Origin of the sequence: Salinivibrio sp. SS2, assembly GCF_001722075.1 — a bacterium.
Taxonomy (GTDB): Bacteria; Pseudomonadota; Gammaproteobacteria; order Enterobacterales; family Vibrionaceae; genus Salinivibrio; species Salinivibrio proteolyticus.
This window is the reverse complement of sequence record NZ_MEBP01000087.1, coordinates 1-20,216: the sequence shown is the minus strand read 5'-3', so window position 1 is coordinate 20,216 and position 20,216 is coordinate 1. Positions and strand designations below refer to the sequence as shown.

Sequence of the window (20,216 nt, the reverse complement as noted above, 5' to 3'; positions counted from 1 at the left end):
TATAGAAGGTTTGACCCTCACACGCAGGGAACGAACCTGCTCCCCTACATGAGTGCGATGCCTTTGGCATCAACCCGCTTACTTAGTGCTCACGCGTTGCCCGCAATTGAATGTCCGGGAAGCGCTCTTGGGTCAGGTTGAGGTTGACCATGGTCGGTGCGATATAGGTAAGATTGTCACCACCATCCAGCGCGAGGTTAGCTTGGTTTTTACGCTGGAAGTCGTCGAGTTTTTTCTCATCCTCACATTCGACCCAACGTGCAGTCGCCACGTTAATGGACTCATAAATCGCATCAACGTTGTATTCCGCTTTCAAGCGTGCCACCACCACATCAAACTGCAGCACACCAACCGCACCAACGATAAGATCATTCGATTGTAGCGGACGGAAGACCTGTACCGCACCTTCTTCCGATAGTTGGACCAGACCTTTAAGCAGCTGCTTTTGACGCAAAGGATCACGCAAGCGAATGCGGCGGAACAGTTCAGGCGCAAAGTTAGGGATCCCAGAAAACTTAAGATCTTCGCCTTGTGTAAAGGTGTCCCCAATTTGGATAGTGCCATGATTGTGCAAACCAATAATATCGCCGGCGTAAGCATCTTCGGCTCGCGCGCGATCACCCGCCATAAAGGTCACGGCGTCAGAGATATTAATTTGTTTGCCCAAGCGCACATGTTTTAACTTCATACCTTGCTGGTACTGACCGGATACCACTCGAACAAAGGCAATTCGGTCACGGTGACGGGGATCCATGTTGGCCTGAATCTTAAAGACGAAGCCGGTGAATTTTTCTTCGTCGGCATTAACGACACGATCCGGCGTTGGACGAGAGAGCGGTTTCGGCGCCCAAGCTGTCAACCCATCCAACATATGATCGACACCAAAGTTACCCAGTGCCGTACCAAAAAAGACCGGTGTTAAGTCGCCACTGAGAAACAGCTCGCGATCAAATTCATGCGACGCGCCCATGACCAGCTCGAGCTCATCACGTAAGTCTTGCGCAATATCTGCACCAATTGCTTCATCCAGTTCAGGGTTGTCCAACCCTTTAATGATGCGAGCTTCTTGAATGGTGTGACCTTGGCCAGACTGATACAAGATGCTTTCATCACGATGAATGTGATACACCCCTTTAAACCCTTTACCACAACCAATTGGCCATGACACTGGCGCACAAGCAATATTGAGCTCACTTTCTACTTCATCCAGCAGCTCCATCGGATCGCGAATATCACGGTCCAATTTGTTCATAAAGGTAATGATCGGGGTATCGCGCAAACGCGTAACTTCCATCAACTTACGGGTACGATCCTCAACACCTTTTGCTGCGTCAATCACCATCAAACAGGAGTCAACCGCGGTGAGGGTTCGATAAGTATCTTCCGAGAAATCCTCGTGCCCTGGGGTATCAAGCAGGTTGACCAAACAGTCATTGTACGGGAACTGCATCACCGACGTGGTCACGGATATCCCCCGCTCTTTCTCCATATCCATCCAGTCAGATTTTGCATGGTGGTTAGAGCCGCGCCCTTTGACCGTCCCGGCGGTTTGAATCGCACGTCCGAATAGCAGGACTTTTTCAGTAATCGTGGTTTTACCCGCATCCGGGTGCGAGATAATCGCAAAGGTGCGTCGTTTATCAACTTCCTGTTGCAGCGGTGTATTAGACATAGCAAGTTATCTTCTTGATTTATTCAGGCGGCAATCAGGCGCCAACTGAGGGGGTTAATCACAAAGGGAACGTATTTTCGCTGATCTTGTAGCCAGCTTCAATTCACAAATCTGACTTGGCACTGTTATCTGTGTTCGTTAGGGTCAAGATTGCTTGCCAAACACATCACAAATGTTGCCAATTGAACGCAGCGTGGTGTCGTTATTGGTGAAGCACGTGTATAATTAGCGCCACTTTCAGTTGTGACACAGTCAACGAAGTCGACCATCCGGTCGCGGCTATTGACAACGCATTGCACGTCCGCCCGCGAGACAAGCCCTCAGTGTGTTGCCATTAGTCGCGATGGTGAACAGCTGAAAGCTTACATTTAGCTCGATAAATCGGATGATTTATCTCCTCAGCAACAAGGAAACATTCTGTGAATCCAATCGTAAAAACATTCCAATACGGCAACCATACCGTGACGTTGGAAACCGGTGTGATGGCTCGCCAAGCCACCGGTGCGGTAATGGCAAGCATGGACGATACCTCAGTATTCGTCTCTGTCGTCGGTAAAAAAGAAGCGGCAGAAGGCCAAGGCTTTTTCCCACTGACCGTGAACTACCAAGAGCGTACTTACGCAGCGGGTAAAATCCCAGGCGGTTTCTTCAAGCGTGAAGGTCGTCCTTCAGAGTCAGAAACCCTGACAGCACGTTTGATTGACCGCCCTATTCGTCCGCTTTTCCCTGACTCGTTCAAAAACGAAGTTCAAGTGATTGCGACCGTAGTATCGGTAAACCCAGCTGTTAGCCCAGATGTGGTTGCCATGCTAGGGACCTCTGCGGCACTGGCGATTTCTGGTATCCCATTCAATGGCCCAATCGGTGCAGCACGTGTTGGTTATATCAACGATGAGCTGGTATTGAACCCAAGCGAAGCAGAGCTGGACAACAGCCGTCTAGACCTTGTGGTTGCCGGTACTGAAGGCGCGGTGCTGATGGTTGAATCTGAAGCCGATCGCCTAAGCGAAGAACAAATGCTGCAAGCGGTAATGTTTGGTCATGACCAACAACAAGTCGCTATCAACGCTATCAAAGAGTTCGCCGCGGAAGTTGGCACCCCAGCGTGGGATTGGCAAGCACCAGAAGTGAATGCTGCCCTGCAAGCGCGTGTCGCGGAAATGGCGCAAGGCCCACTCGCACAAGCGTACCAAATCACTGAAAAAATGGCGCGTTATGAGCAAGTCGGTAACGTGAAGCAAGAGGCGGTTGCCGCTCTGCTTGAGCAAGACGAGACCCTCGACGAGCGTGAAATCCTCGATATGCTTGGCGACCTAGAGAAAAAAGTCGTGCGTAGCCGCATCATTGCCGGCGAGCCACGTATCGATGGCCGCGAAAAAGACATGGTTCGCGCGCTAGACGTACGTACCGGTGTGCTACCTCGCACACACGGCAGCGCGTTGTTCACGCGTGGTGAAACGCAGGCGCTGGTGACCGCTACACTGGGTACCCAACGTGATGCACAGATCATCGACTCAATCATGGGTGAGCGTCAGGACAGCTTTATGCTGCACTACAACTTCCCTCCATACTGTGTCGGTGAAACCGGTTTTGTCGGTTCACCAAAGCGTCGTGAAATCGGCCATGGCCGTCTCGCGAAACGTGGTATCGCTGCGGTAATGCCAAGCCAAGATGAATTCCCATACACCGTCCGTGTGGTCTCTGAGATCACTGAGTCAAACGGCTCATCGTCAATGGCGTCGGTATGTGGTACCTCTCTGGCACTGATGGACGCCGGTGTACCGGTGAAAAAATCAGTCGCGGGTATCGCGATGGGTCTGGTTAAAGAAGGGGACGATTTTGTCGTACTTTCTGACATCCTCGGTGATGAAGACCACCTTGGCGACATGGACTTTAAAGTCGCGGGTACCGATGACGGTGTGACTGCACTGCAGATGGACATCAAAATCGAAGGTATCACCAAAGAGATCATGCAAATCGCCCTGAACCAAGCAAAAGGTGCGCGTCTGCATATCTTGGATGTGATGGATCAAGCGATTGGTTCAGCACGTGATGATATCTCTGAGTTTGCTCCACGTATTCACACCATCAGCATCAACCCAGATAAGATCCGTGATGTGATCGGTAAAGGTGGCGCAGTGATCCGTCAGCTAACCGAAGAAACCGGCACCACAATCGAAATCGATGACGACGGTACAGTGAAAATCGCTGCAACTGACGGCGCGGCGGCACAAGATGCGATTTCTCGTATCGAAGCCTTGACCGCTGAAGTGGAAGTGGGCCGCATCTACACGGGTAAAGTCCAGCGTATCGTTGATTTCGGTGCGTTCGTGTCTGTGATCGGTGGTAAAGATGGTCTGGTACACATCTCACAAATCGCGGATCAGCGTGTTGAGAAAGTCTCTGACTTCCTCGAAATCGGCCAAGAAGTTGAAGTGAAAGTGCTAGAGATCGACCGTCAAGGTCGTATCCGTCTAAGCATGAAAGAAGCAGCTTCGGATAAGGCAGCCACTGACGCTGCACCTGCCGATGACGCACCTGCAACTGACGCTTAGAGTCTGATTGTAATTCATGCTATAAAGGGGGCCGTGGCCCCCTTTTTTTATATGGAGACGCACCGTCATGACCGTTTTTTTGAAGTCGCTGGTCATTGCAGGCCTTTTACTACTCACAGGCTGCACCAGTCAGTGGACTTTCCCGCCCATGGCCGTGCCATTGCAACCCACGTTGCAACAGGAAGTGCATCTTGCCCGTATTGACCAACTACTCGCTCGCGACGATCTGAGCGACGATGCGCGCGCCCAACTCCACTATGAGCGCGGTTTGCTGCACGACAGCCTCGGAATGCGCGATCTGGCACGGCTCGATTTTAATCAGTCACTCTCATTAAAGCCGGATCAACCCGATGTGTTTAATATTTTGGGCGTCTATTTCACCCAAACCGGTCACTACGATGCCGCATATGAAGCGTTTGACTCTACCTTAGAGCTAGATAACACACACACGTATGCCGAGCGCAATCGTGGTATCGCGCTTTACTATGGTGGACGCTACCGCCTCGCCTATCAGGATCTTCTCACCCATTACCAAGACGACGTGGACGATCCGTATCGTGTGATTTGGCTGTACTTGGTGGAACGCGATTGGAAAGGCGATGACGCGGCCAAAACACATTTAGCCGAGCGGATAGAAAACAGCGACCAACTGGATTGGGGATGGCAACTGGCGCGGATGTTTTTGGGCAAGGTAAGCGAGCGAGAATTGCTGGAACAGTTGGCCACTCAGGCGAGCGATAACCAAGTGCTGGCGGAGCGTTTATGCGAGGCCTATTTTTATCTGGCCAAGCACTATCAACATCTTGGCAATCAAGACAAAGCGGTTGCACTGTATAAGTTGGCCATGTCTGGCAACGTGTATGCCTTTGTCGAACACCGCTATGCCCTACTGGAGCTCAATCGTATTGCCTATCACCAATCTCAGCAAAACGACGAATAGCGCAAACCAATAACCGCCTTGTAGAGGCGGTTATTTGATCTGATTAGTCTGTCGGGGCTGGCACTGTCTGGGGTGGCTGCTTACGGGGCTTACTTTTTTGTAATAGCTTTTCAAATTCTCGCCGCGGCATGGGCGAGTGAAAATAATATCCCTGAATGGTGTCACAGTTTAAATTGGTCAGCACCGACGCTTGCTGGCGCGTTTCTACCCCTTCTGCTACCACCGTCATCTCCATGGCCCGCCCAAGGTTGATAATGCTTTCCACCAAGGTCACTTGCTTACTCAACGCGTCCATATCGTGAATAAACGCGCGATCGATTTTCAATTCATCCAGCGGAAAACGCGCCAAGTAGGATAACGAGGAATATCCGGTTCCGAAATCATCGATAGACAAAGCAAAACCCAGCTCTTTGATCGCATTGAGCATTTGCATGGCATGGGTATCGTCGTTCATCACCGCACTTTCTGTAAGCTCAAACGTGATATCTTCGGGATTTGCGCCGGTTGCGCGCAGCAGCTTTTCCATATGCTCGGTCAGTTTAGGATTACGAAACTGCTCCGGAGAAAGGTTGATAGCGACGCGGCCGGGCAAAACATCATGAAGACGCCAACGACGCACATTTTGAAACACCTCTCGCATCACATTGCGGCCCAGTTGCTCAATCAAGCCACACCGCTCTGCGACCGGAATAAATCGCGCAGGACTGATATATCCTTCGACTGGATGCTTCCAACGCACCAGGGCTTCCGCCCCGTTGACGCGGTAATCGCTCGCGTTGACTTTTGGCTGATACCACACCTCTAGACCATTATTTTGTAATGCTTTTTGCAGTTCAATCTCAAGCCAAAGCCGCATCCGAGCTTCTTTGCTCATTTGGTCGTCATAGGCGACTACGCGGTTTCGGCCGCGCTCTTTCGCCTCATACATGGCAGTATCGGCATTTTGCAGTAAACTGCGTGCATCTTTGCCATCTTCTGGATAGCGCACCAACCCGACAGAACATGCCAAGTACTTACTAAAATGGTGCAGCTCAAACGGCTGACTGATCACAGAGACCACTTTTTCCGCCAGCTGATCAGGCGCATCATCAGTCGCCGGTTTTGGCAGAATAATTGCGAATTCGTCGCCACCCAGATGACCCACAATGGTGTCTGGTGACAGTAAACGGCGTAAGCGTTGGGCAATATCTTGTAATACCCGATCGCCAATATGGTGACCTAATGAGTCGTTGATATTTTTAAAGTTATCTACGTCAAGGTACAGCATGGCTAAGGGTGTATCGCTGGCTATCAAGCCATCCAACTCACGACTAAAGCCATGTCGGTTATACAATCCAGTCAACGCATCCGTATACGCCGAATGGATCATCGCCGCAGGCTGTGGCTCAGCCACGACAGCCTGTGTATGCAAACGCACCATATGCGCGTTTTTACCTAGGATGTGAATAGGTGCACAAGACACTTCGATGGGTGTTCCCGTGTTGGCAAGCACACACGGGGTGCTTTGATGGCCTTCAGGCTGTGAAAGCATGGCGACGAGCGATTGATTAGAATCTGCGGGACGCAGGAAGGTCGATAATGACTCACCCAATAAGGCGTCTGTACTGTCAACACCTAGGCGTTCCACTGCCATGGGATTTGCAGAGAGGATCAGTTCGTCTTCTACCAAACAGCAGCCATCATCAATCAACTCACTCAAGCGGTAAAATTTTTCTTCGGCTTCTTCAAGGGCACTTGCAAGCACCTGCCGCTCTGATGTGTCAGCAGCATGAATGACCACATACGGCAGCCCTTTGCTGTCTCGATGCTCATTAAGCGGGGCGACACTAAAATGAAAACTGGTGCTGTGATAGCCATCAGACACCACCACTTCCCCTTCAGTGCTTTTCCCTCGCCGGGCTGACTCGTAATGCGGCTTTACCGCAGCATAAAACTGTTCCCCGAGCGTTTGCCGGTCGTTCGCCCCCGCCAAGGCATCCAATGAGACCCCAGTTAAATCCGCATATCGCTGATTGGCATAGAGGTAACAATCGTCACTATCGAGAATGGCAAAAAGAAACGGACTGCTGTCGGTTAAGCGGTAAAACCAATCGGTTAACTGCGAAATTGGCATGGATGGCTCACATCTTCCTCGGTACAGGTGCCGACCAACGTGTCGTGGCGAAAAATTCGTCTCACATGTTAGACACTTTTTATTAGCTTGTCAGTAGCACTCTATGTGGAGCTGCTGTAGCGTTCAAGCTTTTAACACTATATACCGCACATCAATCTGTAAAAATAGATAAGGTGCTCAAAATCAGTCATTGGTGTTGAGTTTGCAGCGAAAGTGCGCAATTTGTTGCTTAACAATACAGACTGTGAGCGTCGATATACTGGAACCTTGTTCGCACAGTGCTTGCACCGGATCGGGAATCCGTTATCCTGACCGCATCATTTGTCATCTAGGCCTTTCGCTATGTTAATCCGCTCAGAAGCGCCCGCCGATCTGGTTCGCCTCGATCAATGGTGGCGAGATACACTCGCTAACCCTCAGCAAGCTGATCAGTTACAACAATGGCGAGAGCAAGGGCTGATCACGCTGTCATTGGTCGCTACGGATGATATGGGTAGCACGCTAGGACACATTGCCGTCGTGGATGCACAATCCGAGGATAATGCGCAACTTATCGCGGTTTGGTTTAGCCCCGACCCTGAATTGATTGCTCCCCTTTTAGATGAGGCAGAATCCGTCTTGTTTGAACTTGGCTATTGTCAGCTTAAAATTGCGCCGAGCCCTCAAGCGGCCAATGCTGAATTTGCGCCGATTTCGACCGACAAGCATTGGTGGTACAAGCAACTCACTGCCGCCACCGTTTAACGAGCACTCGATATGTTGACCGATATTCAACGTTTACAAGCCATGGGTTTATCCGTCTGGCAACTCCGCCATCCTGAGCTTTACGGCCGTGAACAGGAAGTTATCCAGCTTCCCGAAAACTGCCAGCTATTGCTGGTTTGCGACGATCCTCTCAGCGAGCAAGATGCGTGGTTATTTGGCAATATCTTAAAAAGTATGAAGCTTGACGCTGATAAGGCGAGGCAACTGCCCCACGCTGCGCTCGCAGCACTCGGCGATCACCACTTGGTCTGGTGTTGGTATATTGGCGAGCCGGAAGTCGTGATTGACGGTGTGCGTACACTCCGCTCTCTCCCCTTGGCACAGATGCATGATAACCCTGCGGCAAAACGCGATTTATGGCGTCAGATCTGCCAGTATGACTGATTACACGCTTCAGCCCATCGACGATAAGCATCTGACCGATATCGTACGTATTGAACAAACCGTGCATATTGCGCCTTGGTCCAAGACACAGCTTGCACCGGCTCAGGGGCGCTTCGATCACCACTATGCGTTAGTCAACCAAGATGATCAGATCATCGGTTATTTTTACACGCGTTGCGTCGCTGGCGAAGCAGAGCTTTTAAACATTGCCGTTGACCGGCCTTTTCAAGGTAAAGGCGTCGGTCACCAGCTACTCATCTTGCTAAAAAAGACACTCGTTGCTGCAGGGGCGAACACCTTGTGGTTAGAAGTGCGACAAAGTAACCGTGGTGCACGGGCGCTGTATCAAAAACAGGGATTGGAGCTGATAAGCCGCCGAGCAGGCTATTACCCCTGCCCGGATGGCACCACGGAAGACGCACTTATTATGCGTGCTCAGCTTGGCAATGACGCGGACTGAGAAAGGTTGTCCAGTTGAACCGGTGGCAATATATAGCCTTGGTAACCATGACAGCCCAGTTGATGAAAATATTGGTGCTGATCAGATTGCTCAATGCCCGTGGCAATGACGCGTATCTCTTGCGCCGCGGCAATATTGATCAGCATACGGATAAAGACATCATCCACATCGCTCGACGGCTGACCAAAGCCAATATCGAGTTTGACATAATCGGGCTCAATATCGTGGATATAATTCACGTTGTCCATATCACGGCCAAAATGGTCAATCCCCACGTCAAACCCATGCTCTCGGATCATCTTAAACAGGGTTTGGCATGCCGCAATGTCGACCTGCACCGCTTCCTCCGCAACCTCGAACGCGAGCTTATCTGACAAGTAGGTTTTTAATAAGTAGTTAGCTAACCAGTCATGGAACGCCGTACTTCTCACACTCTCTACCGTCAGGTTAATGGCAAGTTTGTCCGAGTCTGGATGCGCCTTAATGTACTGATCAGCGCGTGTCAGCACATGACGGTCAAATTCTTCACCCAGCGCGTACATTTCAATACGATTGAGCAGCTGCCCAGCAGACAACCAAGCCTCATCCACCCACAAATGGGCATAGACCTCTTGGTGCCAGTTGGTTTGATTATCACGATGTCTCACTGGCTGAGCATAAAGGGTGAGCGGATTTTTATTGAGTGCATCAAGCAAAATGTGACGCCACTGTTCTCGGGTTCGACTATCGGCATTCGCATGACTAGGCCAATGGTAAACCTCACCGTGTCGCTTCGCTTGCTGCAAAGCGTTATCCGCTTTGGCCAGTAACGACGCCGCATCATCGTCTTGTGTTTTAGCTACACCAATATGAAAACCTTGATTCGCGGGCAAGGAAATGTTTTCCAGCTCTTGGTTAACCACACGCAGTAAGCGCTGTAGATAAGGACGAATATCCCCCTCATCAACACTGGTCAGGAGAATGGCAACTTCGTTGTGACTTAGACGTGCAACCAGTTTGTGTCTCTCAGCTAACTCACCATGACTTAAGGCTTCACCCAGCAACCGCCAGCATTGATCGCGATATTGATAACCATACCGTGCGCGCAAGCGTGATAACCATTCGGTCTCAATTAACAATAAAGTGCAGTTTACATCGTCTTTTATAAAACTTTGTAACTGATGTTGGAAGTAACCTCGATTCGGTAAACGAGAGACGGGATCGATCATCAATTTATCGCGTAAACGCGATAGCTCTTCTTGCTGGCTTTTATGGACTCGAGCTACCTGCTGACCCGCGAGATTAAAGGCCTGCAATAAGGCTTGCAGATCTTTAACGCGCGTTCTCGACTTAGCGGGTTGATAATCACCTCGCCCTAACGCGTTTAAGCGCGTGTCCAGTTCCGCCAAAGGAGTGGTCACGCGCCGAAACATAAAGGATGCGGCAAAAGGGATCACCGCACACATGGCCGCTAGTAGCGTCACCAGTTGCGACATGCGTTCCCAAAGCGCCTCAACGGCAGGGAGTGGACTAACCTCCACCGTAACTCTCGCCAATTGAGTCCAGCCATTACTGACTGATACTGTTTTCGACGCTGACTCAATGCCAGATAAATGCACAAACCAACGAGGCGTTGCGATCGCTCTTGCATCCGCCTGCCAAAGTTGTCGTTGACCAGAAAGCATCGGCATCACCGATACCGACTTAACTTGGGGAGCCGCCATAAAATGCGCCACGAGCTGGTTGAGCCGCTCGTTGTCGCTTTGTTCAATAATGGGTGGCAGTGCCTCGGCCATCGCTGCACTGAGTAAACTGACTTGCTGTTGCTGTTCATTTTTCAGTTGGGTTATACCGAGCTGAAAAGCGACCGCCGCCGTCGCTAACGCAGTTAGCAAAGCGGCGGCGACAACAAACAGGACAACACGTTGATGTAATGTCATGCTTTCTCTTTTAGATCATTCTCTAAGGCGTCTGCTCTGAAGAATAAATTGTCCAGCGCATATGGGTTGAGCCATGCTCACCAGTGACATGAGCAATCACTCTTCGGTTCACTTCATTAGCGTAGTCGTTTTCTTGGTCAATCAACGGACGCGTCTCACCATAGCCGATAGCCTCAATACGAGCAGCAGGAATCGCAAACTGTCGCGTCAATACGTCCGCAATGGCTTGAGCACGACGTTGTGAGAGTGCGAGGTTGTACTCTGCCGAACCCACTTTGCTGGCATGCCCCTCAATCACCACCTGAGTATTCGGGTAGCGCTGCATAAAGTCAGCCAAGGTTTGGATATCGGCATATTGTGAGACATCCACATCGGCGGAGTCGGTGTCAAAGTGCACGTTTAACTCAAACGACTCACTGGTTTGCAATTGCTCAGGACAGCCATTGTTGTCAACCAAGGCACCGTTTGGCGTTTGCTCGCATTGCTCACGGGCAGAAATCACACCATCATAATCGGCGTCGCTCAAATCTTGGCTTTGCGCAATGGTGGTTGGCATTGTATCCACCGCTTGCGGTGCGCAGCCGGCAAGAAGCATGACGGCAAATCCCGCGATATAAAACTGTTTCATTGGCTGTCCTCCTGCTTCAGTGACTCAGTATTCCAAATGGCAGGAGTATCAACTCGCAATGACGCCAAAAGACGACCGGTTGCATTTAAAATTCGGTATTGCGCGTAAAGCTCATCCGCTTCTTTGCTCAAGTATTCACGACGTGCTTCAAAAAGCTCGTTCTGAGAGTCCAATACATCCAACAATGTTCGCGCATTTAGGCGAAACTCTTCACGGTAAGCATCGCGGGTATCGGTGGCCGCTTCAACATGTTGACGCATAAAGTCGCGTTGCTGCTCAAGGTACGTACGCGCGTTCCAAGCGAGGGTTGCCCCTTCAATCACATCCCGATGCGTCATTTCATTAATCTCTCGCGCTTCAATGGTTTGATACGCCGTTTGCCGTTCACGCGCACGGTCTGCGCCCCCATTAAACAGGTTATAGCGCATGCGTAACATCGCTTGGACGTTATTGTTCTCTGGGCCAACGTCAGGCGGACCCGCCCCATCTTCCCCACCAACGTTTTCGTTCCAATTTGCCGCCACTTCAACATTTAAAGTCGGCAAATACGCAGCGCGCGAACCATCTCGCGCAGCATTGGCCGCCGCAATATCGGATTGCGCAGCATGAATACGTGGGTGCTGTTCGAGGGCAATATCTAGCATGGCTTCTAGCGTGCGCGGCAGCAACTCAGCATCAGGCATCGGCAGACGCAATGCTTCTGGAGACTCGCCAACCATTTTGGTAAAGCGACTTTGTGCATCAGCAAGATTGTTACGAGCTGACATCAGGTTTGCATTGGCTCTCGCTAAACGCCCAGTGACCTGAGAGAGATCACTGGCTTTGGCAAACCCGCCCGCATTGCTCTCCGCAATAGCATCATAGATTTCTTGGTGGTTTTGTAAGTTCTTCTCTGCCAAAGTCACTACTTGATCTGCAACCAACACATCAAGGTAAACGCGAGAGACCTCTAAGGCTTTATCCTCGGCAGTAGCGACCATTGCCCACTGCTCCGCCGTCGCTTCGTTTTGGGTACGATCGACTTCGTTTTGGGTACGAAAACCGTCAAATAGCATTTGCTGAAGAGAGACACCCAGTTCACGCCGTGTTAGATCCACTTCATCATCGGTGGTGGTATCACGCCGTGTCGCGGGGGAGTCGGTACGCTCCCAACCGATCCCAGCCGTCGCATCGAGCTTGGGATAATAACCGGCTTTCGCTTGATCAATGGCTTGCTCACTGGCTTTATAGCGGGCAAACGCTTGACGAATCTGAGGATGTGATTCGAGCGACTGGGCAACCGCTTGCTCCAGTGTCTGTGATAAAACAGCAGGCGAACTTAGCCCTAACATCAAGGCTATGGCAGTCACACGCTTTTTAAATACCACGTGTGGTAAGTGCAGCATGTTGTTTCTCCTATTTTTAATTAGCGCTCGCGGAGCGCATTTTCTTTTGCTCGCAGTATCGGGTTAAGTAAGTACTCAATCACCGTCCGCTTGCCGGTTATAATATCCACTGACGTTAACATGCCTGGTATGATGGGCATGGGTGTCCCATCTTTCTTAGTGAGATGGGAAGAATCCGTACGTATTCTCACTAAGTAAAAACTGTTGCCTTCTTCATCTTGCGTTGTATCGGCGCTAATGTGCTCGACAGTCCCGTCCAATCCGCCGTAACGGGTAAAGTCATAGGCTGTGACTTTTACGACAGCAGGTAAGCCGGGATGCAAAAAGGCGATATCTTTGGGCAAGATTTTCACCTCGACCAATAATTGGTCTTCGGTGGGGACAATTTCAATCACGTCTTCACCGGGTTGCACCACACCACCGAGGGTATTGATGTGCACTGTCTTTACCGTGCCGTTCACCGGAGAGGTGATCACCGCTTTATCCACTTTGTCTTGCGCACCAACGGTCGCTTCCGTCAACCGAGACAGCCGTGCTTCCATTTCGCTCAGCTTGCCACGTGTTTCACTGATAAACTGAAGCGCGGCCTCTCGTCGTTTTAGTATTGCCTCATCCAACGCTGCTTTGATTTTAGGTCGGGACAGCTTCAGGTTTGTTAACTCACCTTCCATATCATTGATCTGTCTCTGGAGTTTGAGAAGTTCCACTTCTGAGACAATGCGCTTTTCGACCAGTGGGCGTGTGATATTGATCTCACGCTGCATGATTGTCATGCTGTTATTGAGTGTTTTTATCTTTGAAGCGACTTCTTGAAGCTCTTGGCCTTTTTGGACAATCTGACGCGCTTGTATCTCTAGCTGGTTACTCAAGCTATCTAATCGGCTGCGATATTCAGACTTTTGGCGAGCCACCAAATTGGGTTTTCGGCTAGTGAGGGTATCGGGGAAAGTGATCGTTCTGGGTTCAATCACAATTTGCTGTTGCCAAGGCTGGCTGGCGGGCAACAGTGATACGCTATCGAGTTCGTGATACATCCTAGTCACCGCCGCACGAAGGCTATCCACTTCTTGCTCTTGTTGGGCAAGATCTGAGCGGAATCGGGTATCATCAATTCGAGCCAACGGCATGCCCTTCTCGACGAGCTGGCCTTCATCAACGAACATGGCCTGAAGGATCCCTCCATCCAAGCTTTGAATCAGCTGAACATGAGACGACGGGATCACTTTACCACTGCCACGAGTGACGCGATCCAATTCAGCAAAAGACGCCCAAACGATAAAACTCGCGACCAACAGGAGTGCTCCCCATACCACTGCGCGATAACGCAATGGTGCATCTGTCATCATCGCACCATAAACATCATCGATCATATCTAGATCTGTATGACGGTCTTTTTTAATTAACCGCTTGATCATGATGCATTTCCTTTATTGAGCTTACTGAGCACCTGATCTCTGGGTCCATCCATGACCACGCGCCCTTTATCCATCACAATCACACGCTTAGCCAGTTTGAGCAGCGCCATATTATGCGTCACCATGATCAGTGTTCGCCCACGCGCCGCCACTTGCATGGCTTTAATGAACTGGTTTTCGGCATGGGCATCTAGGCTTGCGGTCGGCTCATCCATGATCAACATCGGTGGCTCATTGAGCAGAGCTCTTGCTAAGGAGACCGCTTGGCGTTGACCTCGGGACAGCCGCTCGCCTCGCTCACCGACTTGTTTGTCTAGCCCTTCATGATCTTGAGCGGTAAATAAGCTCACACCAGAAAGCTGCACGGCACGCATCAATTGGTGTTCGGTCACTTGCCGCGTACCAAACATAATGTTTTCACGGATAGTGCCATGAAACAGAGCCACATCCTGTGCGAGATACCCGACGTTTCGACGTAGATCAGCGGGGTGTATTTGCCGGCTATCGACCCCGTCAAAGCGTAAGCTCCCTTGCTGCGGCTGAAATAGGCCAGCTAATAGTTTGAGTAAGGTGGTTTTCCCTGAGCCGTTTTTGCCCAAAATCGCAATGACTTCCCCTGGCTGAACACGGAAGTTTAATGGATAGAGCGCTGGACGTTCTGATTCAGGGTAATTAAACGCCAAGTTGTCAGCACTGATCTCACCTTTTAAGCGTTTGCGACTAACGAGATGGCCTTTTTCTGCAAACTCATCTTCTTGCTCCATCATGGCATTAAGCTGACGAAGCGAGGAACTGGTTTGATTCCAGCGACTGAGCAGGCTCGCCATCTGTGCCATCGGCGACACGGCGCGGCTTGAAAGCATCACCGCCGCAATAATACCGCCCATGGAAATATCACCATCAGCGACACGATACACCCCTAAAATCACCACCGCGATAGCCATCATTTGGGTCACAAATGTCGCGGTATAAGAGATGTTGTTGGTGATTTGCTTAACTTTAAAATTCCAGTTGGCCGTGTGTGCGGTCATTTGTTGCCAACTACGCTGCACAATACCTTCAGCAACATTGGACTTAATCCCTTCTAACGCCGAGAGGCTTTCGATTAAGTGTCCGTGTCGCTCTGATGCATACTTGTTGCTCTCTTCGATGGCCGCTTTTAGTTTGGGCTGAACCGAAATGGTGTAAGCCAATATGATAAAGCCCGCAAGCACAGGCACTATCGCTAAGTCCCCCGCAACGAGATAAATCACTGTAATAAAAAATACCGCAAAGGGAAGATCGACAAGCGTGGTAATCGTGGCTGAGGTCAACATATCTCGCACAGCATCAAACTCACCCAACTGTTTTGCGGTTGCCCCCACACTGGCTCCTCGATTGACCAAAGGGGTTCCCATCAGCCGCGCAAATAAACGAGATGACACAATGATGTCGACCTTTTTTCCTGCAACATCAATCATGTAAGAGCGAAGTTTTCGCATTAAAAAGTCAAAACAATACGCTAGCGTCGCACCGCTTGCGAGCACCCACAGAGACTCAAACGCAAGGTTAGGAACCACTTTGTCATAGACATTCATGACAAATAAAGGAGAGACAAGCGCGAAAAGGTTTACCAAAATGGAGGCTAATAACGCATCTCGATAGATAGGTGCTGCGTCTTTTACCGTCTGCCAAAACCAGTGGATCTTAGTGTCGTGCAAATGCAGATCCACAGATTGATCACCGCGGTACTGACGTTTAATCAGAAAACAGTAACCAACATACATGGCCTCAAGCGCCTCAAGCGCAATGGTCTCTTCCCCTGCATTTTCAGGCAGTTGAATAAGTGCCGTGCCCGCATCACTATCTATTTCACGCAATACACAGGCTTTTTGATCGGAGAGTAACAGGACACAGGGCAATAAGAGCGCGCCGACATTATCCAGATTACGTCGAGACAACCGAGCAGCCAGACCCGCTCGACCCGCGGCTTGTGGAAACATGTCTGGGGTAAGCAAGGCATTAGTCATCGGTAAGCCCGCGACCAACGCATCACCAGAGCAAGGGGTGCCATAGTGCTCAGTCAATAACACTAAGCAATCAAGCAAAGGATCGTCTGTAGGTTGCTCACCGGGCGCAATTCGCCATTGTGCAGTTTGACTATTGTTAGAAGGGTCAGTCACTTACGTCTCTCTTTTGACCGAAAATGAGCAGGCAGCGACATGATAGCCGCTGCCTGGTAGGGATTACCAGTCGGTATCGATACGAATATCATCCAGTGCATCATGATTTGACGTTACTGAGATTGAACCATCGTTATGTTTATCGATCGTTATTGCCCCTCTTTCACCATCAATTAGCGTATTGATCACGACCGTTCCTCCTTCCATTTTGACATTGCTCAGCTCAATGGTCTGATCAGCATCTGCCCTGTTGTGATAATCGAACTTCAACGTCACATCGACAGTACCGTCATTGTCGCTATCGTCACTGACCGTAACACTAAAACGACTGAACTCGCCGTTAACAGAATCACCTTTGAACAAGTCATTCAGGTTTAAGGTATCTTCTGCGGAGAAGTCACTGACCGTATCGGTATATTCATGACCATTTTGTGAGTTCACATCGGCCATCGACCAAGAGAAAGTATCCGCGCCATCAGAGCCGGTCAGCATATCGCTGCCACGACCACCGATTAGAACATCGTCACCTTCACCACCACGGACATTATCATCGCCACCTCCGGCATCAATGACATGATTATCCGTCACCCGCCAGTCAGAGACAAACTCTGACATCCGGTGCGTCTCAGGCCCGTCAATAGTAAAGCTTTCGTCGTTAATGACGACTTTTTCAGACCCACTTAAACCGACATTCAATGCTAACCAACCACTGTCTGCACTCTGCAACATATCAATTTGATCGACACCATCACCGGTTTCTATCGAATGATTTTGTGGCTCAGGCACGTTTGCTGGCTGAACAGAAAACTCACCGGTTGCCGAATCACCATCGCCATCCACGACTTGGTATGAGAAGTCGATATCAGCATCACCTTCTGGCGTTTGCACGACTTGATATTGATAGAACTCCCATTTTCCTGTCGCTGGAGTCAACTGAACTTCAAAGACCAATGCACCGTTTTCATCAGTTGCAATGAGGCGATTATTACCATCAGAACGGGTTGTAATGGCTAACCCTTCAGCGGTGCGCAATCCATCCTCAACGCCTGTGATCTTGAGAGAGCCGAGTCCATCGGCGCCAGCGTGGTATTGCAATGTACCATCAGCAACAGCAATCGCTTGTTGATCCGATGCGCCGGTGAAAGTTATCGACTTGACGGTTAGGTCACTATTATCTGGGCCATTTCGGTTTCCATTGTCAGTGGCCTCAATAGTAATTTGGTCAAAGCCACCTTCCTGAATATCAAAGTTCTTCGCATAGTCACCACTGGCTTCATCGGAGGTGAATGCCTTTTCAGCAATAAGCTGTCCATCACGATAGAAGCGCACAATACCTGACTCGAGCTCTCCGCCATACATTTTTGAGAACTCAATTTGAGCGCCGTAAGCCACTTTGCCATTTAATGAGAAAATGAGCTGTTCGGACACACCTTGGCCTGTTTCCGTGATGCGATATTCGATCTCATTGGATAACGGGTGACCGTGTTCGTCAGGATTACTTGGCCATGGCCAAGGAGTAGGCGAAGACCCGCTATCAACACCGATACCATCAGACGATAGATTCACCTTATCGTATTCAAGTTGTGTGTTGTAATCATTCGCAAACCCGAGCGCGGTCACCGTAACATCATCAAAAGTGACACTATCTCCCGAACCTTGCCCAGTAAACGAGACTTTGCCAGTAAGTACATCAGGGATGTCTTGCAACTCGACAGGAATGGCCTCTGCCGCTGTCGTTTCAGGGCTATCATCCTCAACAGTAACACTCAACGGCTTACTCAAGCCCGTGTGGTTGTCATCACTCACAACAACATTGATAGGAAGCGCGAGTGTATCTTCTGTCTGTGAGTCTGAATGATCGAGCGATCCATGCAACTCGACGTCATAAGTCCATACTTCATTTCCGGGAGTAGGCTCATTAAGCGCAATAGAAACAACAGGGTTTGTGGTGCTCGTATACCCGATTAAGCGATTTGTAGATGCATCCCATGTCCAGGCTACCGCTTCACCGTTAGAGGTCAAACCGCTACCGCCGGCAAGTGCGACGGTCACATTACCCACGCCTCCCGTCACAGCGAACTCGCCCGATACCGATGGGCTATTGGTCGTATCTGTGCCCGTTGGAGCGCTATCGGCGTTCCCACCATCCAGCCCTTCTTCGGACACGTTGACACCCGAGCCAATGGTGATCACAGGCGCGAAACTTTTCACAACTGAGTCATCAAACCATTGACTACCGTTTACATTCGTAGCGACGTTACCATCCTGGTCGATAAATGATGCAAACGCGTCAATACCGCCATCTTGTAAATTACTGACATCAATACCACTGATGGTAAACAGGCCATCCTGTCCAGAAAGAGTAAGCGCATTTGCGTCAAGCTCTCCATTGATGACGTTAATACGTGGACCGTTATGATCCCAGACCAGTTGCAGTTCAACATCTGAATCATTGCCTGAACTATCTCGCAAGACAATTGTACTGGCTCCAGCCGTAACCCCTTCACCAAAATCGACTGTTATTTCAGCCGTTTCTGAATTGGTGATCATATCATCGCCATCGTTCTCCGTGCTGTCCGTGATGACAATATTAGGTAAACGTATATCACTAGGATCTTCGCCATCTTCACCACCATACTGAGTATCGAGTACGGCGCTGTCGCTGCCTGGTTCTGATGTATTGCCGATCTGATCTTCCAGTTCTGCAGTCACGGTGAGGGTTTCACCTTCCGCCGGGGCATCGAACGAAGTTGCTACGCTACCGTTGTCGATGTCGGCCTCGACCAACACGATCTCGTTGGTCGTGGTGCCATCGCTGACACGAATGGTGTCGCCCACAGAGGCCCCAAGAGGCAGACCGACAATCACATCAACGTCACCATTCAGCTCATTGGCAGTGATAACACCATCATCGTTGGCGTCTTCACTAATAGTCACTGTTGGCGTGAAGAGTTCATCAATATGTTTTTCATCACCATCAATATTGATTGTCTCGAAATCACGAAGCTCAATACGATCTCCGGTATCACTGTTTTCGACGATGAGATAACCATTGGTGTCTTTACTAAAAGATAAATGATCAACACGAGTATTGAACACAGCTTTATCAGTACCCGCCCCACCATCAATCACCAATTGATCGTTCGCATCATCGGTAATGATATTAACCGTATCGTTACCTTCACCGGTTAGGACATAATCATCCCCTGTTTCAGTATTTGCATTCGCCCAACTACCGTGCCAGTAATGCACTGCCTCTGATGGTCCACTCTGATTGCCCGCATCGTCACTTTGTACGGCTTCTAAACGTACGTTGTCGTTCGTGCCGATGTTGTCGATACCCTCGAGCTCAATGGCCCAAGAGCCGTCCGCTGCCACTGTGACTTGAGCAAGAGGCGCTCCACTCTCACCTTCGAAGTAAATCGAAATGGTTGCTCCAGGTTCACCCGTACCGTGCATAGTGACATCGCTGTAATCACTACCCGCTGAGTCATCAGTAATATTGGTGATGACTGGGGGATTGGGGGCTTCGGTATCGACCGTGATGTCATGGCTCGCTTGCGGTGCTGGGTTGCCCGCTTTATCACTCACGTCCGCCGTGATGCTTTCCGTGCCTTCTTCGAACTCCGCTACAGCAGCAGCCGGTACTTCAACACTCCATGCGTTGTCTGTCACTTCCGCTGTGTATGCAACACCATCGATGGTCACCGTCACGGTTTGACCGTTTTCCACGTTGGTGGTGGTACCACTGATGGTCAGTGGTTCGTCACTTTCCGCGGCATTGATGATGTCATCGCCTGCGATTGGCGTGGTGATGC

12 protein-coding genes and 1 pseudogene are annotated in these 20,216 nt (G+C 50.2%); 5 read left to right on the top strand and 8 right to left on the bottom strand.

Annotated features, from left to right (window positions below):
* Positions 1-82: 82 nt before the first annotated feature.
* A complete protein-coding gene (gene prfC, locus BGK46_RS10555) occupies positions 83-1,672 on the bottom strand; it encodes a peptide chain release factor 3 (protein WP_069589155.1) in 1,590 nt (529 codons plus the stop codon).
* 419 nt (positions 1,673-2,091) lie between these two features.
* On the opposite strand from prfC, the gene pnp reads away from it, so the two are divergent.
* Positions 2,092-4,227, top strand: coding sequence for a polyribonucleotide nucleotidyltransferase (pnp, locus tag BGK46_RS10550; RefSeq protein WP_069589154.1), 2,136 nt, complete (start codon positions 2,092-2,094; stop codon positions 4,225-4,227).
* Between the two features lie 67 nt (positions 4,228-4,294).
* Positions 4,295-5,167 carry a lipoprotein NlpI gene (nlpI, locus tag BGK46_RS10545; RefSeq protein WP_069589153.1) on the top strand — a complete coding sequence of 291 codons (873 nt, stop codon included), beginning with the start codon at positions 4,295-4,297 and terminating at the stop codon, positions 5,165-5,167.
* Positions 5,168-5,210: 43 nt separating this feature from the next.
* Here nlpI and BGK46_RS10540 read toward each other — a convergent pair whose 3' ends face one another.
* On the bottom strand, positions 5,211-7,280 hold the full coding sequence (locus BGK46_RS10540) for a putative bifunctional diguanylate cyclase/phosphodiesterase (RefSeq protein ID WP_069589151.1): 2,070 nt from the start codon (positions 7,278-7,280) through the stop codon (positions 5,211-5,213).
* 342 nt (positions 7,281-7,622) lie between these two features.
* On the opposite strand from BGK46_RS10540, the gene BGK46_RS10535 reads away from it, so the two are divergent.
* The 3 genes from BGK46_RS10535 to rimI are packed head-to-tail and all read left to right on the top strand — an operon-like array spanning position 7,623 to position 8,889.
* Positions 7,623-8,024 carry a hypothetical protein gene (locus tag BGK46_RS10535; RefSeq protein WP_069589150.1) on the top strand — a complete coding sequence of 134 codons (402 nt, stop codon included), beginning with the start codon at positions 7,623-7,625 and terminating at the stop codon, positions 8,022-8,024.
* A gap of 12 nt (positions 8,025-8,036) precedes the next feature.
* A complete protein-coding gene (locus BGK46_RS10530; RefSeq protein WP_069589149.1) occupies positions 8,037-8,429 on the top strand; it encodes a DNA polymerase III subunit psi in 393 nt (130 codons plus the stop codon).
* A complete protein-coding gene (rimI, locus tag BGK46_RS10525; RefSeq protein WP_069589148.1) occupies positions 8,422-8,889 on the top strand; it encodes a ribosomal protein S18-alanine N-acetyltransferase in 468 nt (155 codons plus the stop codon). Before BGK46_RS10530 ends, rimI begins: the two co-directional genes overlap by 8 nt.
* On the opposite strand, the gene BGK46_RS10520 is transcribed toward rimI, so the two are convergent.
* The 6 genes and pseudogenes from BGK46_RS10520 to BGK46_RS10495 form a co-directional block, all read right to left on the bottom strand.
* Positions 8,865-10,808: an EAL domain-containing protein gene (locus BGK46_RS10520; RefSeq protein WP_069589146.1), complete on the bottom strand. Its 1,944-nt coding sequence runs from the start codon at positions 10,806-10,808 to the stop codon at positions 8,865-8,867. The genes rimI and BGK46_RS10520 overlap by 25 nt on opposite strands.
* Positions 10,809-10,830: 22 nt before the next feature.
* A complete protein-coding gene (locus tag BGK46_RS10515; protein ID WP_069589145.1) occupies positions 10,831-11,436 on the bottom strand; it encodes an OmpA family protein in 606 nt (201 codons plus the stop codon).
* On the bottom strand, positions 11,433-12,821 hold the full coding sequence (locus BGK46_RS10510) for a TolC family outer membrane protein (RefSeq protein ID WP_069589144.1): 1,389 nt from the start codon (positions 12,819-12,821) through the stop codon (positions 11,433-11,435). The genes BGK46_RS10515 and BGK46_RS10510 overlap by 4 nt, the downstream gene beginning before the upstream one ends.
* A gap of 20 nt (positions 12,822-12,841) precedes the next feature.
* Positions 12,842-14,233, bottom strand: coding sequence for an HlyD family type I secretion periplasmic adaptor subunit (locus BGK46_RS10505; protein ID WP_198536707.1), 1,392 nt, complete (start codon positions 14,231-14,233; stop codon positions 12,842-12,844).
* The gene (locus BGK46_RS10500; protein WP_069589141.1) at positions 14,233-16,398 is read right to left on the bottom strand and encodes a type I secretion system permease/ATPase; all 2,166 of its coding nucleotides are present in this window, start codon (positions 16,396-16,398) and stop codon (positions 14,233-14,235) included. Before BGK46_RS10500 ends, BGK46_RS10505 begins: the two co-directional genes overlap by 1 nt.
* A 63-nt stretch (positions 16,399-16,461) precedes the next feature.
* Positions 16,462-20,216: pseudogene (locus BGK46_RS10495) on the bottom strand (hypothetical protein); the annotation flags it as partial.